Origin of the sequence: Frigoribacterium sp. PvP032 (assembly GCF_017833035.1) — a bacterium.
In the GTDB taxonomy this organism is placed as follows: Bacteria; Actinomycetota; Actinomycetes; order Actinomycetales; family Microbacteriaceae; genus Frigoribacterium.
In genome coordinates this window covers 622,727-638,352 of sequence record NZ_JAFIBM010000001.1, presented here as the reverse complement: position 1 = coordinate 638,352, position 15,626 = coordinate 622,727, and the positions used below count along the sequence as shown (strand labels likewise).

13 protein-coding genes are annotated in these 15,626 nt (G+C 74.1%); 12 read left to right on the top strand and 1 reads right to left on the bottom strand.

Annotation, left to right across the window (positions count from 1 at the left end; genetic code table 11):
- Positions 1 to 94 precede the first annotated feature (94 nt).
- From JOE35_RS02960 to JOE35_RS02940, 5 genes are all read left to right on the top strand, one after another.
- Complete coding sequence (locus JOE35_RS02960) at positions 95 to 577, top strand: MaoC family dehydratase (protein ID WP_209559793.1); 483 nt, start codon at positions 95 to 97, stop codon at positions 575 to 577.
- 48 nt (positions 578 to 625) lie between these two features.
- On the top strand, positions 626 to 1,087 hold the full coding sequence (locus tag JOE35_RS02955; RefSeq protein ID WP_209559792.1) for a DUF6508 domain-containing protein: 462 nt from the start codon (positions 626 to 628) through the stop codon (positions 1,085 to 1,087).
- Positions 1,088 to 1,219: 132 nt separating this feature from the next.
- Positions 1,220 to 2,263 carry an NAD(P)-dependent alcohol dehydrogenase gene (locus JOE35_RS02950; RefSeq protein ID WP_209559791.1) on the top strand — a complete coding sequence of 348 codons (1,044 nt, stop codon included), beginning with the start codon at positions 1,220 to 1,222 and terminating at the stop codon, positions 2,261 to 2,263.
- A 301-nt stretch (positions 2,264 to 2,564) separates the two neighbouring features.
- On the top strand, positions 2,565 to 4,091 hold the full coding sequence (locus JOE35_RS02945; RefSeq protein WP_245186034.1) for an FAD-binding oxidoreductase: 1,527 nt from the start codon (positions 2,565 to 2,567) through the stop codon (positions 4,089 to 4,091).
- Positions 4,091 to 5,020 carry an alpha/beta fold hydrolase gene (locus JOE35_RS02940; protein ID WP_209559790.1) on the top strand — a complete coding sequence of 310 codons (930 nt, stop codon included), beginning with the start codon at positions 4,091 to 4,093 and terminating at the stop codon, positions 5,018 to 5,020. Before JOE35_RS02945 ends, JOE35_RS02940 begins: the two co-directional genes overlap by 1 nt.
- A 183-nt stretch (positions 5,021 to 5,203) precedes the next feature.
- Here the strand turns inward: JOE35_RS02940 and JOE35_RS02935 are convergent, their stop codons facing one another.
- The gene (locus JOE35_RS02935; protein WP_209559789.1) at positions 5,204 to 7,087 is read right to left on the bottom strand and encodes a GAF domain-containing protein; all 1,884 of its coding nucleotides are present in this window, start codon (positions 7,085 to 7,087) and stop codon (positions 5,204 to 5,206) included.
- Positions 7,088 to 7,208: 121 nt separating this feature from the next.
- On the opposite strand from JOE35_RS02935, the gene JOE35_RS02930 reads away from it, so the two are divergent.
- The 7 genes from JOE35_RS02930 (at position 7,209) to JOE35_RS02900 (ending at position 15,462) form a co-directional block, all read left to right on the top strand.
- Positions 7,209 to 8,594, top strand: a complete 1,386-nt coding sequence (locus JOE35_RS02930; RefSeq protein WP_209559788.1) for an MFS transporter — start codon at positions 7,209 to 7,211, stop codon at positions 8,592 to 8,594.
- 61 nt (positions 8,595 to 8,655) lie between these two features.
- On the top strand, positions 8,656 to 9,387 hold the full coding sequence (locus JOE35_RS02925) for an alpha/beta fold hydrolase (protein ID WP_209559787.1): 732 nt from the start codon (positions 8,656 to 8,658) through the stop codon (positions 9,385 to 9,387).
- Between the two features lie 277 nt (positions 9,388 to 9,664).
- Complete coding sequence (locus JOE35_RS02920) at positions 9,665 to 11,260, top strand: hypothetical protein (RefSeq protein ID WP_209559786.1); 1,596 nt, start codon at positions 9,665 to 9,667, stop codon at positions 11,258 to 11,260.
- Between the two features lie 336 nt (positions 11,261 to 11,596).
- The gene (locus tag JOE35_RS02915) at positions 11,597 to 12,715 is read left to right on the top strand and encodes a hypothetical protein (protein WP_209559785.1); all 1,119 of its coding nucleotides are present in this window, start codon (positions 11,597 to 11,599) and stop codon (positions 12,713 to 12,715) included.
- Between the two features lie 163 nt (positions 12,716 to 12,878).
- Positions 12,879 to 13,430, top strand: coding sequence for a YbhB/YbcL family Raf kinase inhibitor-like protein (locus JOE35_RS02910; protein ID WP_209559784.1), 552 nt, complete (start codon positions 12,879 to 12,881; stop codon positions 13,428 to 13,430).
- Between the two features lie 252 nt (positions 13,431 to 13,682).
- Positions 13,683 to 14,909, top strand: coding sequence for an FAD-dependent monooxygenase (locus JOE35_RS02905; RefSeq protein ID WP_209559783.1), 1,227 nt, complete (start codon positions 13,683 to 13,685; stop codon positions 14,907 to 14,909).
- A 52-nt stretch (positions 14,910 to 14,961) separates the two neighbouring features.
- A complete protein-coding gene (locus tag JOE35_RS02900) occupies positions 14,962 to 15,462 on the top strand; it encodes a MarR family winged helix-turn-helix transcriptional regulator (protein ID WP_209559782.1) in 501 nt (166 codons plus the stop codon).
- Positions 15,463 to 15,626 lie beyond the last annotated feature (164 nt).

Sequence of the window (15,626 nt, the reverse complement as noted above, 5' to 3'; positions counted from 1 at the left end):
CGAGGCCTGATCGTGATGAACGGGACTTGCGTTCCGCCTCGTCGGGGGGAAGTTCCGTGAACCTGCTCGGTCGTGGAGGTGCAGGATCTCCGTGATGACCGCACACGCCTCGCCCCCGCTCGCCGACCGCACCCTCGACGACTACGTGCCCGGGCTGGTGGAGACGCACGGGCCGCTCGAGGTGACCGAGTCCGAGATCGTGGCGTTCGCCTCCTCGTTCGATCCCCACGACATGCACGTCGACCCCGAGGCGGCGAGGAGGGGCGCGTTCGGCGGCCTCATCGCCAGCGGCTGGCACACGACGGCGATCATGATGCGGCTGATGGTGGGCGGGTTCCTGAACCAGCGCGCGAGCGTCGCCTCGCCCGGGGTCGACGAGCTGCGCTGGCTGCTGCCGGTGCGGCCGGGCGACCTGCTCCGCGCGCGGTTCACCGTCCTCTCGTCACGGGTCTCCGCGTCGAAGCCCGACCGCGGCCTCGTGCGCACGCGCATCGAGATGCTCAACCAGCGCGACGAGGTCGTCATGTCGCAGGTGATGATGAACCTCGTCCTGCGCGAGCTGCCCGCCAGCGCCTGAGCCGCCAGCCTCTGGCCGGACGGGCCCCGAACGCGCGAGACTCGACGGATGGACGAACGCGAGACGGACGCTCAGATCCTCGAGGCCTTGGCCGCCGTCACGGCCGAGCAGCGGCGGGACCTCGAGCGGACCCGTGACGAGCTCGCGCCGCGGGGCGCCTCCTTCGGCGAGTGGAAGGGCGGACAGCGCATGGCGTCCGGCGCGATCCAGATGCCGTACACGAGCCTCGGGCCGGAGCTGAGCCGTGCCGTCGATGCGCTTGCGGAGGCGGGCCTCCTCGTCCCGTTCGCCTGGACGACCTGGGAGAAGGGCCGTCGCTACCTGCAGGACCCGACCACCTGGCCGGAGATGACGCCCGTCGACGGCGTGAAGACGCTCGTGACGGCCGTCAGGGCGAATCGGTTCTCAGAGGGGGTGCTGCTGGAGGCAGCCGACGACGGCGTGCTCCACCGGGCCCTCGAGGCCGTGATCGAGGGCTGTTCGGGCAGGAGCGGACCGGGCCCCACCTGACCGGCCCCGCCTGACCAGGCCCCCTCTGACCAGCCTCGGCACCGGGACCGGCACCCGCACCCGCACCCGCACCCGCACCCGCAAGCCGACAGGTGTCGGGCACGGGCCGTGCGCCCGGCGTAGCCTCTGGCCATGAAGGCACTCCAGTACACGAAGATCGGTCAGCACCCCGAGGTCGTCGAGATCGAGAAGCCGTCGCCCGGCCCCGGCCAGGTGCTGCTCAGGATCACCGCGGCCGGCGTCTGCCACAGCGACGAGTTCGTCATGGGCCTCAGCGAGGAGGACTACACGGCTGGCGGCTACCCCCTCCCCCTCACGCTCGGCCACGAGGGCGCCGGCGTCGTCGAGGAGCTCGGCGAGGGCGTCGAGCACCTCCAGGTCGGCGACGCCCTCGCCGTCTACGGGCCGTGGGGCTGCGGCCGCTGCCGTCCCTGCTCGCAGGGCAAGGAGAACTACTGCGTCAACGCGACCGCCGAGGGCATCAAGCCTCCCGGCCTCGGCGCGCCCGGCTCGATGGCCGAGTACATGATCGTCGACGACCCGCGCCACCTGGTGCCGCTCGGCGACCTCGACCCCGTCCAGAACGTGTCGCTCACCGATGCCGGCCTCACGCCGTACCACGCGATCAAGACGTCGCTGCCGAAGCTCGGCGCCGGCACCTTCGCGGTCGTCATCGGCACTGGCGGCCTCGGCCACGTCGGCATCCAGATCCTCAAGGCGCTCTCGGGCGCGCAGATCATCGCCCTCGACGTGAGCGACGAGAAGCTCGAGCTGGCCACCCACGTCGGTGCCGACCACGTGCTGATCAGCGACGAGAAGGCGGCCGACGGCATCCGCGAGCTCACGGGCGGGCTGGGCGCGAACGCGGTCTTCGACTTCGTGGGGGCGCCTCCCACGGTGGCCCTCGCCACGTCGGTGGCCGCCTCAGAGGCGGACGTCACCATCGTCGGGATCGGCGGCGGCACCGCACAGGTCGGCTTCGGCTCCATCGCGTACGACGCCGCCGTGCGGGTGCCGTACTGGGGCAGCCGCTCCGAGCTGATCGAGGTGCTCGACCTCGCCAGGTCGGGTCGTGTCTCAGTCGAGACGCAGCGCTACTCGCTGGCCGACGGCCCGGCGGCGTACGAGGCCCTCGCCGCCGGCACGGTCCGCGGCCGCGCGGTCATCGTCCCGTAAGGCACCCGCCAGCCCGCGCCCGCGCCCGCGCGTGTCGGGCGGCATCGAGTTGCCCCGAACTGTCGCTCTCGCCTCGTCAGAGCGACAGATCGGGGCAACTCGTCCGTCGTGCCCGCGAGCAGTCGCGGGCACGCACGGCCGCACCCCTCGAAGCCGCGCGCACCCTCGTGCGCGCTTGCGGGTGCGCGCGGGTTCGGAGGGGTCTCGCGCGTGTGAAGAGCTGCCCGCAGGAGGCGCGGGCCGAGAAGCAGGGAGCGGCGCTACAGTCGGTCCGCACCGAGCCGAGCCAGGAGGACGCCGCATGACCGTCACCACCGAGGCGGACGCCAGCACCGCCTCCTCCGCACACGCACCTGCGCACGCGCACGCGCCTGCGCACACGCCAGCGTCAGCGCCCGCGCCCGCGCCAGCACCCGCGTCTGCGTCCGCTGCCCAGCCCCCCGCCGCCGAGGCCGTCGACGCGCTCGTCGCCGACCTCGCGGCGGCGCTCGACGCCGACCGCGTGCTCCGCGACCCCGAGTCGCTCGCCAGGTACAGCCACGACGACGCCGAGTGGGCGCCGTTCGAGGCGCCCCTCGCGGTGGCGCTCGCCCGCAGCACGGACGAGGTGAGCGCGGTGCTCCGCCTGGCCGCCGCCTCCGGGGTCCGGGTGGTGCCGCGGGGGGCGGGCACCGGCCTCTCGGGCGGTGCGAACGCCGTCGCGAACTGCGTCGTGCTGTCGCTCGAGCTGATGGACGCCATCACCGAGATCGACGTCGACGAGCGCTACGCCGTGGTGCAGCCAGGGGTGATCAACGACGCCCTGCGCGCCGCGGTCGCCGAGCACGGCCTCTGGTACCCGCCCGACCCTGCCAGCTCGGCGATCTCGACCATCGGCGGCAACGTCGCCACGAACGCGGGCGGCATCTGCTGCGTCAAGTACGGCGTGACCCGCGACTACGTGCTGGGCCTCACTGTCGTGCTCGCCGACGGCTCCGTGGTCGAGCTCGGGCGACGCACCGCGAAGGGCGTCGCCGGCTACGACCTCGTCGGCCTGATGGTCGGCTCGGAGGGGACGCTCGGCGTCGTCACCTCGGTGACCGTGCGGCTCCTGCCGCTCGCCGGGCGGGACGAGCGCGCGGTGATCGGCTACTTCCCCTCGCTGGTCGCGGCGGGCGACGCCGTGGCGGCGATCTCGCGGGCCGGGATCATCCCCGCCGCGCTCGAGATCCTCGACCGCACCTGCCTCCGGGCGGTCGACGACTGGGTGCACCTCGGGCTGCCGTCCGACGTCGACACCCTGCTGCTGGCCAGGGTCGACGAGCGCGGCGCGGCCGGCGACGAACTCGCCGACCAGGTCGCGACGGTGTTCGCCGAGGCGGGCGGCACCGACGTCGAGCTGGCCACGGACCCGGCCGAGATCGACCGGCTGTTCCAGGCTCGGCGGCTCGCCTACCCGGCGCTCGAGCGGCTCGGCCCGGTGCTCACCGAGGACATCTGCGTGCCGCGCTCCGCCGTGCCCGAGATGCTCCGGCGCATCCAGGCGACCGCGGCGAGCGCCGACGTCGTCATCGCGAACATCGCGCACGCGGGCGACGGCAACCTGCACCCGCTGATCATCGCTCCCGAGGGGGACGAGGCCGCGAAGGCCAGGGCGAAGACCGCGTTCGACGCCATCGTCGCCGACTGCCTCGACCTCGGCGGCACCGTCACCGGTGAGCACGGCGTCGGCCTGCTCAAGCTGCCGGGCCTCCGCGCCGAGCTGGGCGACCGCGTGCTCGCGATGCACCGCTCCGTCAAGGACGCGCTCGACCCCTCCGGCACCCTCAACCCCGGGAAGGCCTTCTGATGAACCCTCCAGATCCTGCTGCCGACGGCACGGCCGGCACCACTCGCACCGCAGGCACGTTCGTCAGCAGCGACGGCGTGACCCTCGCGTACACGGACTCGCAGGAGGCGCCCGGCGCGACCCGCAGGACCGGCGCGACCGCCGCCTCCCCCGGGTCGACCGCCTCCCGCACCGCCGCTTCCCGCACCGTCGTGCTCGTGGCCGGCTACGCGATGCCCGCCGTGGCCTGGGCGCTGCAGACCGACGCGCTCGTCGTCGCCGGGCACCGCGTGGTCGAGTTCGACCGGCGGTCGCACGGAGCCAGCGAGGACGTGCTGCACGGCCAGCGCATCGCTCGTCACGGCGCCGACCTGCACGAGCTGCTGGTGCACCTCGACCTCCACGACGTGGTGCTCGTCGGCCAGTCGATGGGCGCGAGCACGGTCTGGGCCGCGATCGACCTCTTCGGCACCGATCGCGTCGCCGGCGTGCTGACGATCGACCAGACGCCGAAGCTCGTGAACGACGCCGAGTGGAGCCACGGCTTCTACGGCATGACGCCCGAGAACAGCGGCGTCTTCTTCGACGACGGCATCCCCGACACCGGTCGCGGCGCCCGCGTCGACCCGGCGAACACCGGGGTCGCCCGGCTGTTCGAGCGGCTCGGCGGCCCGCCCGCCGTGCGGCAGGCGAACGCGCCCGAGACACGCCGGCTGCTCCGCGACCACGGCCTGCAGGACTGGCGCGACGTGATCGCCCGCCTCGACGTGCCGTTCACGATGGTCGCCGGCCGCGACAGCCAGCTCTGGCCCTGCAGCCACGCGGAGGCGGCGGTCGGCGACCACGCGCTCGGCCGGTCGGTCGTCATCGACGACGCCGGGCACGCGACCAACTTCGACCGCCCCGACGAGTTGAACGGGGTGCTGCTCGCGTTCGTCGCGAGCCTCTGAGGCCGCACGAGCTCGCGCGCGCACCCGCCCGCACCCGCCCGCACCCCTCGAACCCGCGCGCGCACCCGCCCGCACCCGCCCGCACCCCTCGAACCCGCGCGCGCACCCGCCCGCACCCGCCGAACCCGCGCGCACCCGCCGGCGCGCACGAGGGTGCGCGCGGGTTCCGAGGGTCCGGACGACTCACCGCGAGCGCGCCGGCGCAGGCGCGGGCCCGTCCAGCTCGCGCGCCGCCCGGCTCAGCCGCAGCAGCACCTGCAGCTCGAGCGCCCGCTCCCGCCACGCCCGCCCGAGCAGCTCGTCGAGCGTCGCGAGCCGCTGGTAGACCGTGTTCACGTGCACCCGCAGCGCGGAGGCCGTCGCCGTCGGCCGCCGTCCCTGGTCGAGGAACACCTCGAGGGTCTCGACGAGGGGCACGCCACGCCGCGCCTCCTCGGCGAGGACCGCCCCGAGCTCGCGCTCGACCTGTGACTGCAGCTCGCGGCTGCCGGCCCGGCTCAGCAGCACCGCGAAGACCCCGAGGTCGTCGCCCCGCGAGAGCCCGCCGCCGCTGCCAGGGCGGCGGCCGAGCGCCGTGAGCGCCCGGGCCGTCCGTGCGGCCTCGCCCCACGCGGCGCGGAGCCCGGCCGTCTCGACGACGGGACCGGCGAGGCCCGCGACGGGCGCCTCCTGCGCTCCCCACCGCGCCTCGAGGTCGACCGATGCAGGAGCGACCAGCACGAACCGGTCGCGGTGCACGGCCGACGCGACCTGCCCGCCCAGCCCCAGCCCCTCGACGTGCCGTCGGGCTGCCTCCGGGTCGCCCTCGACCACGACGACGACGTGCGGCCGGCGGGGGTCGAGCCCGGCTCCACGCCAGCGTCGGTGGTCGGCGGCCTCGTCCGACTCGACCCGGCTGAGCAGGTCGACGGCGGCGATGTCCCGGCCGAGCTGGGCGGCACGCGCGGTCGCCCTCGCGCCGACGAGCGTCAGCGCGATCAGCGGAGCGGCCCGCTCGAGCAACAGGAGCGCGTCGGCAGGCATCCGGCCCCCGAGCCCGCCCCCAGGAGGTGCGGCGTCGGCGGCCACGCCCGTCACGTCCCCGAGCCCGCCCGCGACCAGAGCCCCGAACAGCTGCCCCGCGGCCGCCACCGGCTGCACCGTCTCAGCGCCCACGACGACCGGTCCGACCTCCGCCGCGTCGGCGCTCCGCACGGCCGCGCCGACCGTGGCGAGCGCCGCCCCCAGGGGCCCGTCGGCAGGGTGCGCGACCCACCGCACGGGCACGTCGGTGAGCGCCTGCACCCGCTCGACGAGCGCCTCGGGGTCGCCCCCGGCGAGCACGGCGCGGGTCAGGTCGGCGTCGAGACGGAGGGTCGTCTCGAGGCCCTCCTTGGCGTCACGGAGCTCGGCGGCCGCCCGCGCGTTGTGGATCGCGACGGCGGCGTGCGCGCCGAGCCCGCTGAGCAGGCTGATCTCGTGCGCGCCGAAGCGGCGTTCCTCGCGCTTGGCGGCGAGCAGCACTCCGAGCACCCGGCCCCGCACGGCGAGCGGCACGCCGAGCAGGCCCCTGATCGACTCGGCCCTGGCGGCCCGGTCGGCGCCCTCCTCGTGCACGAGCTCGGGGTCGGCGGCGTAGTCGGAGGTCCAGCGCGGCGTCCCGCTGGCGGCGACGCTGCCGACGAGGCCGGCGGTGCGGGGCAGGCGGATCCCGACGAGGTCGGACGAGCGGTCGCCGCTCGCGACCTCGATGCGCAGGTCGTCGCCCACGAGCAGCGCGACGTAGGTGAGGTCGACCCCGAGGAGGCGGCGGGCCTGGTCGACGACCTCCGTCAGCAGGTCGGCCGGGTCGGCCACGGCGGCGAGGCGGCCGGCGATGTCGTTGAGGGCGGCGAGCTCGACCGCGCGCTGCCGGCGTTCCTGCAGCAGCAACGCGACCTCGACGGCCGAGCGCGCCTCCTGGTCGGCGAGTGCCTCGTCGGCACCGCCCGAGACGAGGAGGCGGCGGTGCGCCTCGAGCTCGGGCACCCCTGCCTGGTCGACGAGCAGCTGCAGCCAGCCAGGCCCCTCCGGGTCACGTGTCGTCATGGTGGTTCCCTCCATCCGCTGCGTCGAGAGTAGACGGAACGGCCGTTGTGGCGACAGGGTGCCGTGGCGCAGGGTCAGACGTACCCGAGCGGCAGCGCCGCCCCTCAGCTCAGGAGTCCCCATGACCGACGACCACCCCACCGCCCCCGCCGGCACCGCAGCCGGCACCGCGCCGTCCCTCGTCGCGCCCACCCCCGGCTCGGCCGGTCCCGCCGGGATCGCCGCCGTGGCCGAGGCGGCCGACGTCAGCGTCGGCCCCCCGCGCCTCCGTCGGCTCTCGATCGGCCTCGCGCTCGTCTACGTGTCGATCCTCGCGATCAACTCCGGCGGCCTCGGCATCCTCATCCCGAACCTCGTGGCCGACATCGACGAGGCGTCGAAGATCGGCAACCTGGCGATCGTGACGACGGCGGCTTTCCTCGCGAACGTGTTCGCGCAGCCCATCGCCGGAGCCCTCTCCGACGCGACCCGCTCGCGCTTCGGCCGGCGCTCGCCCTGGATGGTCGGCGGCGCCCTGCTCGCCGCCGGCTTCTTCGCCGGCCTGCCGCTGGCGAGCTCGATCGTCACCGTCGCGCTGATCTGGCTCGTCGTGCAGCTCGGGCTGAACGCGCTGCAGGCAGCGGCCACGGCGCTCGTGCCCGACCGGTTCCCGGCGGCCAAGCGCGGCGGCGTCTCCGGCCTGATCGGCCTCGGCATCACCGTCGGCAACGCGGTGGGGGCCGTCGTCGCCGGCTCGGCCTCGGGTGCGGGAGCCCTGCCCTACCTCGTGCTCGCCGCCCTCGTGCTCGTGGTCGTCGCCGTGTTCGTCGTGGTGAACCCCGACCGCTCGAGCCTCGTCGAGACGGTCCCCGGCGGCACGGACGCGGCTGCGCCCCGCCCGACCCTCCGCGAGTTCGCCCGCGGCTTCTGGGTCTCGCCGCGCAAGCACCCCGACTTCGCCTGGGCCTTCGCGGCGCGGTTCCTCATGGTGATCGGCTTCTACGGCGCGCAGACGTTCGGCCTGTACATCCTGCGCGACTACATCGGGCTGAGCGACGCCGCCTCCAACGCCTTCGCCGCCCAGATCGGTGTCGTGCTGCTGCTCGGGGTGCTCATCTCGGCGCTGGCCAGCGGCGTGCTCTCTGACCGGATCGGCCGCCGCAAGCCCTTCATCGTCTGGGCCTCGGTGATCATGGCGATCGGCCTCGTCGTGCCGCTCGTGATGCCGACGACGACCGGCATCCTGATCTACAGCTTCCTGCTCGGCCTCGGCTTCGGCGCCTACATCTCGATCGACCTGGCCCTCATGACGGAGGTGCTGCCCACCTCCCTGACGTCGGGCGCCAGCAGCGCAGGGCGCGACCTGGCCATCCTCGGCCTCGCCACGACGCTGCCCCAGGCCCTCAGCCCCTCGATCGCCGCTGGCCTCGTGTCGATCACCGGGGGCTACCCGGTGCTCTTCATCTCGGGCATCGTGTTCGTGGTGCTCGGCGCCCTCGCCGTGATCCCGATCAAGTCGGTGCGGTGAGGCGGCGTCCCGCTCCGACCTGCCCAGACCGCTCCGACCGCTCCGACCCCAGAGGAACCCCATGCAGCTGCACACGACCACCACCGGCGACGGCGAGCGGCACGTGGGGCTGGTGCACGGGCTCGGCGGCGACGGGGCGACCTGGCAGCCGCTCGTCGACAGGATGCTCGCGTCGGGTCGGTACACGGTCACCACGGTCGACCTGCGCGGCCACGGCCACAGCGGCCGAGCGTCGTCGTACCGTCTCGACGAGTTCGCGACGGACCTGGCGGAGGCCCTGCCGACCGGCCTGCACAGCGTGGTCGGGCACTCGCTCGGCGGGGCGGTGCTCGTGCGGGCCGTCGCGCGGCTGCAGCCCCTCAGGGCGATCTACCTCGACCCGGGGTTCCACCTCGCGCTGCCGACGACCGGGATCGCCGGGCGGCTGTTCTGGGCCGTGCCGCCGCTGACGCTCGGCGTCGCGTCGCTCGCCCAGGCCCGCAAGACCAAGGCGGTGCGCGCGCGCTACGACGCAGCGACGGTCGCGCTGCTCGACGGCGCCCGCGAGCGCTTCGACACCGGGATGGCGATCGGGGTGTTCCGTGACGTGGCGCACGCGCCCGTCGAGGTGGCGCCTCCTGCGGTGCCCTCGGTCGTGGTGCTCTCGGACGACAGCCCGGCCGTGCTGCCCGACGCCGTGGCCCGCTCGCTCGAGGGCGACGGCTGGGAGCTGCGCCGCCTGCCGGGCGTGCACCACGACATGCACCTCGAGGCGCCCGACCGCACGTACGCCCTCATCGCCGACGTGCTCTAGCCGCGCGCCTCCCGCGGTCCCCGCAGGCCGCGCTCCGCAGAGCCGCGAGCTGCCCCGAATCGTCACCTGGCTCGGCCGGAGGCGACCGTTCGGGGCAACTCGCCCGTCCCCTCCGCGTTCGCCCTCGCCGGTGGGCGAACGCATTCGCAGGACCCTCTTACCGGATCGATGAGGTTCTGTTACATTCCGGGCTGGGGCTCGCCCCACCTCCCTCGGGGCGCTGGGCCGCGATGGACCTGCAATGACGCACGTATCCACCTCGAGAGAAAGAACGCCCTTGCGCTCATCAGCCAGAAGGGGCCTCGTCGCTGCGCCGACGGCCCTCGCACTCGCCCTCGGAGGCGTCCTGCTCGCCGCAGGTCCCGCCTCCGCGGCCGCCCCCGTGACGATCACGTCGCCGGCGCCCGGCTCCACCTACGACAACTCGACCGGCCTGCCCCAGGTCGTGCCGATCACGGGCACCGGCCTGCCCCAGGCCGACACCCTCGTGCTCACGTACGACCGGGGCGACGGCACCTTCGTCAACGGCATCTTCGGCGGCACCACGACGAACGCCGACACCTCGTTCAGCACCAACGCCAACTTCGGCGACCTGCTGCCGGGCGAGACCACCGTCGTCGCGAACCTCTCGGGAGCGAACGCCCAGTCGGGTGTCGCCGACCCCGAGGTCACGCCCTCGACCTACACGTTCGAGCTCGCCGTCGCGCCGAACCCCGGCTTCCCCTTCAGGGTCGACTACCCCGGCGTCGGCACGGTCGTCGACACGACGAACCCGGTCTTCACGGGCGTCGCGGCGCCGAACAGCACCGTCACGGTGACCTACAGCAACAAGAACCTCGGCAACTCGGTCGCCGGCACCGCGACCGCGCGCCCCGACGGCACCTTCGCGGTCCCGACGACGTTCCTCGACCTCGCGCCCGGCTCGCTCGGCTCGGGTGCGAACGTCACCCAGTCGAACCCGGCCGCGCAGGTCGGCACGCTGGGCGTGGCCTTCACGTTCGCCGAGCCGCCCGTGCCCACGATCGCCCCGACGATCACGGCGACGCCCGCCGAGGTGACCGTCGACGAGGCGAGCACCACCGGCATCGCCGTCGCCGCGACCGGCTTCAGCCCCGGCGAGGAGGTCACCACCGTCGTGACCGACTCCGAGGGCGCCGTCGTGACCCTCGCCGACCGTGCGCTGAACTACTACGCGGACGACAGCGTGGGCGCCTACGCCGACACGATCGTCTTCGCCGACGACGTCGTCGCCGACGACTACACGATCACGCTGACGGGCGTCCGGTCGGGCATCGTCCAGGCCGTCGACGTCACGGTCGCCGACGAGATCGTCCTGCTCACGCCCACCCCGGTGATCACCAGCCCCACGGAGGGGCAGGTCGTCACGGGCGGCACCGTCGTGATCTCGGGCACCGGTCCGGTCGGCACGGGCATCGTGCTGCAGGTCGGCGACGCCTCGTACTTCGACGGCACCGCCACGGAGACCCCGGCCGAGGGCCGCTACTACGTGACCGACCTCGCCGACCCGATCCTGGTCGACGCGCAGGGCAACTGGACCGTCAGCATCTCGCTGCTCCCCGGTGAGTACCTGACGCAGGCGATCGCGGCCGAGCTGAACGCCGACGGCTCCGTCGACGAGACCGGGGGCGTGTCCGCCTTCTCGAACACCGTCGCCTTCTCGCTGGTCGCCGCCGCCGTGGCCCCGCCCGTCGTGACCCCGGCCGCACCCGTCACGCGTCCCGCCGGTCTCGCGTACACCGGTTCCGAGGCGTCGCAGGGCGTCGTCGGCGCCGCGCTGCTGCTGCTCGTCGGCGGAGGGCTGCTCGTCGCCGCCCGTCGCCGTCGCGCGCTGACGGTCGACTCGGCCGAGTAGCACCCCGCGGTGCCGAGCGCACCGCACCGCACCGCACCGCACGTCGCTGCACCTCGCCTCACCTCGCCCGCCCCGGGCGGCACCACGGACTCCCGTCGGTCGCCGCCCGGGGCGGGCGTCGTCGTGCTCGTCCTCACACCGCGAGTTGCCACTTCGCGGGGCCTCACCGCGCCCAGAACCCCGCGAAACGGCAACTCACCTCTCGCAGAGCGAGCGAGCGACCAGACGAGGAGGCGGCCGAGCGGACGAGGAGGCGGGCGAACAGACGAGCCGGTTCGGATGACTTCCGCAGGTCTTCCCGGGGGTCTGCACATCGGGGGCCAGCACGATGAGGGCATGCCCGACTTCAAGCGCCTCCTGGGCGCCGCCGCGAAAGCGCTCGGCGACTCGAACTCCTCCTCGTCCTCCCGCAACGGCCAGCCGCCTCGACCGGGCGCCGGCTCCGGCTCCGGCTCGGGCACCGACTGGCGCGACCTCGTCCGCACGGCGGCCGACAAGCTGACCGGCGACGGCAGCCAGCAGCAGCACGGCGACCAGCGAGGAGGCGGCCCGCAGCAGGGGCAGGCCGGCTACGGCCAGCAGCAGGGGCAGGGCTACGACCAGCTGGACAGGCAGGGCTACGGCCAGCAAGGCCAGCAGGGCTACGGCCAGCAGGGCCAGCAGCGGCAGAGCCAGCAGGGCGGCTACGACCAGCGCCAGCAGGGCGGCTACGACCAGCGCCAGCAGGGTCAACAGCGCCCGGCCCAGCAGCACGGCGCCGCCGGCGCCGCCGGCGCTCCCCGCGCGACCGAGGCCGACCGCGTCGCCCTCGGCAAGTACGACTACCTGCTCCGCACGGCTGAGCCCGAGCAGCTCGAGCAGGTGCACCGCGACGCGTTCGCGCGCCTGACCCCGCAGCAGCGCGAGCTCGTGCAGGCGCGCCTCGTCGAGGAGCTCCCCGCGCACGAGCAGCCCCGAAGCGGCAGCACCGACGACCTCGCCCGCGCCGCCACCCGCGGCGAGACCGTGCACCCGGGCCTGATGCAGCGCGTCTTCGGCGGCCACGGACGCCCGGGCCAGAACTCGGGCGGCGCCACTGGCGGCCACGCGACCGGCGCCCGTCAGGGCTCGGGCGCCGGCAAGTTCGCCGCCGGTGCAGCCGCTGGCGCAGGAGTCGCCGCCCTCGGCGGCCTCGCCCTGGCCGTGGCCGGCGGCGCCGCGGTCAGCAGCGTCGCGGGCCCGCTCCTCTCCGGAGCGCTCGCGAACGGCGTCGACTTCGGCGGCCTCGCCGAGAACTTCGGGCTCGAGGGCATCGCCGGGCTCTCTGAGGGTCTCGGCGGCCTGACCGAGGGAGTCGACGGAATCGCCCAGGGCGGCGAGGAGTACCTCACCGGCCTCGGCGAGCAGGTCGGCGGTCTCGGCGAGGGCTTCCAGATCCCCGGGCTGGGCGACCTCGGCGGCCTCTTCGACCGCTAGTCGCGCCTCCTGCGCCCGTTCCTTCGGCCGCACCCGCCGGACCGTCGCACCCGCCGAACTCGCGCAGACCCTCGCGCGCGCACGAGGGTCTGCGCGGTTTCCGAGGGTGCCGGAGCATGATCCTCCAGGAGGCGCCACCCGGCCGCCCCAGGAAAGGAACGCCATGAGCGACACCACCGGAAACGACCCGTTCGCCCGCCTCCCCAAGGTGCCGAGCTTCACCGTCACAAGCGCCACCGTCGAGGACGGCGCCCCCTTCGCGCAGCAGCAGTACTCCGGGGCGTTCGGCGTCCCCGGCGGCCAGGACGTCTCGCCGCAGCTCTCGTGGTCGGGCGCCCCCGAGGGCACCAAGAGCTACGCCGTCACCGTCTACGACCCTGACGCCCCCACGCAGTCCGGCTTCTGGCACTGGGCCGTCGCGAACATCCCGGCGTCCGTGACCGACCTGCCCGAAGGAGCCGGAGACGCGACCGGCGCGCAGCTCCCCGAGGGTGCGTACCAGCTGCCGAACGACTCGCGGGCTCCCTCGTTCATCGGCGCCGCACCTCCTGCGGGCCACGGTCAGCACCGCTACTTCATCACGGTCCACGCGCTCGACGTCGAGGACATCGAGGTGCCCGCCGACGGCACGCCTGCGTACCTGAACTTCACGATCGCGTCGCACATCATCGCTCGCGCCACGCTCGTCGCCACGGGCGAGATCCCCGCCGAGTAGCCCGACCCTGCCCGCCGCTCGCTCTCCTCATTCAGGAAGCCGAGTCCTGAGCTGGCACTGCTCAGGACTCAGCCTCCTGAACCGTGCACAGTTCAGGAGGCACCAGTCGCGAACTCCTGAATGCGCGAGCGAGTGCGCAGCCGCGCCACGCCCACGGTCCGCAGCATGTGCTTTCACTGTGAAGTCTCATCATGGTGAAGCTAGTCTGACGTCGTGCGGCCGACCCCGGCCTCCCCGACGGAAGGCACCACGATGTCCACACACGACTCCTCCTCGGCCTCGCGCCCCCGCGTCCTCGTCACCGGCGCGAGCATCGCCGGCCCCGCACTCGCCTGGGGCCTCGCGAAGTCCGGCTTCGACGCCGTCCTCCTCGAGCGCTCCGCCGAGCCCCGCGAGACCGGCCAGAACATCGACGTCCGTGGCCTCGGTCGCGAGATCCTGACCCGCATGGGCGTCGAGGAGGCGGTGCTCGCGAACCTGACCGGCGAGGACGGCACGCGCTTCGTCGACGAGTCCGGCCGCCCCTACGCCGTGTTCCCGACGGAGGAGGGGCAGGACGGCCCGACCGCCGAGGTCGAGATCCTGCGCGGGCGGCTCGCCGGCATCCTCGGCGACGTCGTCCCCGCCGACGTCGAGCGCCGCTTCGGCGACTTCGTCGTGGCGGCCGAGCAGGACGCGACGGGCGTCGACGTCACCTTCGACAGCGGCACCGAGGAGCGCTTCGACCTGTTCTTGGTGGCCGAGGGGCGCAGCTCGCGCACCCGCCGCCTCCTCTTCGCGGACGAGACCGAGCTGCGCGACTTCGGCGTCAGCATCGCGTACGGCACGATCGACCGCCGACCCGACGACGTCGACCACTGGGACTGGTTCACGGCCGGCCGGGGCCGTGTCGCCTCGGTGCGGCCCGACAACGAGGGCACGATCAGGGCGAGCATGTCGTTCGAGTCCGAGCCGATGGGCTTCGAGGGGCTCCCGGTGGAGGCGCAGCTGCAGATCCTGAGGGAGCGGTTCCGAGGCGCGGGCTGGCAGACCGAGCGCATCCTCGATGGCTTCGACGCTCGCCCGGACGAGTTCTACACGCAGCGGATGGAGCAGGTCGTGATGTCGACCTGGAGCCGGGGCCGCATCGCGCTGGTCGGCGACGCCGCCTGGGGCTCGGGCCCGACCGGCATGGGCACGACCCTGTCGCTGGTCGGGGCGCACATCCTCGTCGGCGAGCTCGCCGCGTCCCCCGACCGCCCGGGCGCTGCGTTCGCCCGGTACGAGCGGCAGATGCGCCGCTACGCCGACAGTGCGCAGGGTCTGCCTCGCGGCGGGGCGAAGCTGCTGCACCCGTCGTCGGGCGCGGGCGTGAAGGCGATCCAGACGATGCACCGCGTCACCGCGTCGCGACCGGTGCGCAAGTTCTTCCAGGCGAACCTGCTGACGAGCGAGAAGCACGTGCCGGTGCTGGCCGAGTACCCGCAGCTGCGCGCGTGACGCCTGCAGCACGTCCGTCAGGGCCGACGCGGGCGGGTGGGAGGATCGACCCATGACGACGCCGACGCAGCCGACGCCGACGACTCCGCCGACGCCGCGGACGCAGGTGCTCGAGGCCCTGCGCCACTACGCCGTGACCTACCAGGAGTCGGCCCACCAGCTGGCCCGCTGGATGGACCTGCCGATCGTCGACGGCACGGCCCTCGGCGAGGTCATCTGGGCCGAGCGCGAAGGCGCGCCGCTGACGCCGGCGAGGCTCTCGTCCCGCATCGGACTGACCTCGGGCGCGACCACGGCCCTGCTCAACCGACTCGAGGCGCAGGGCCTGGTCGCCCGCAGCCGCGAGAGCACCGACCGCCGCGTCGTGACGCTGCGCCCGACCGAGCAGGCGCACGAGCGCATCGCCCCGTTCCTCCGCCGGGGCGGAGCCGCGCTCGAGGCGGCCCTCGACGACTGGGACGACGACGCGCTGGAGGCGGTTCGCGCCTTCCTGGCGCAGCTGGCCGCGGTGCTGCCGGGCGCCTCCGACGCCTCCCCGACCCCCGCCTCCTAGGCGGCGTCTCGTCGAGTTGCCCCGAACTGCTGCCTCCGGGCCGCGCAGGCAGCAGTTCGGGGCAACTCGACTTCGTCGCGGGCGCATGCTGTCCACTTCGCGAAGGCCCCCGACGACGTCGCGGACCGATCCGACCGCCCGTGACAAGATGCACATGCATAGAC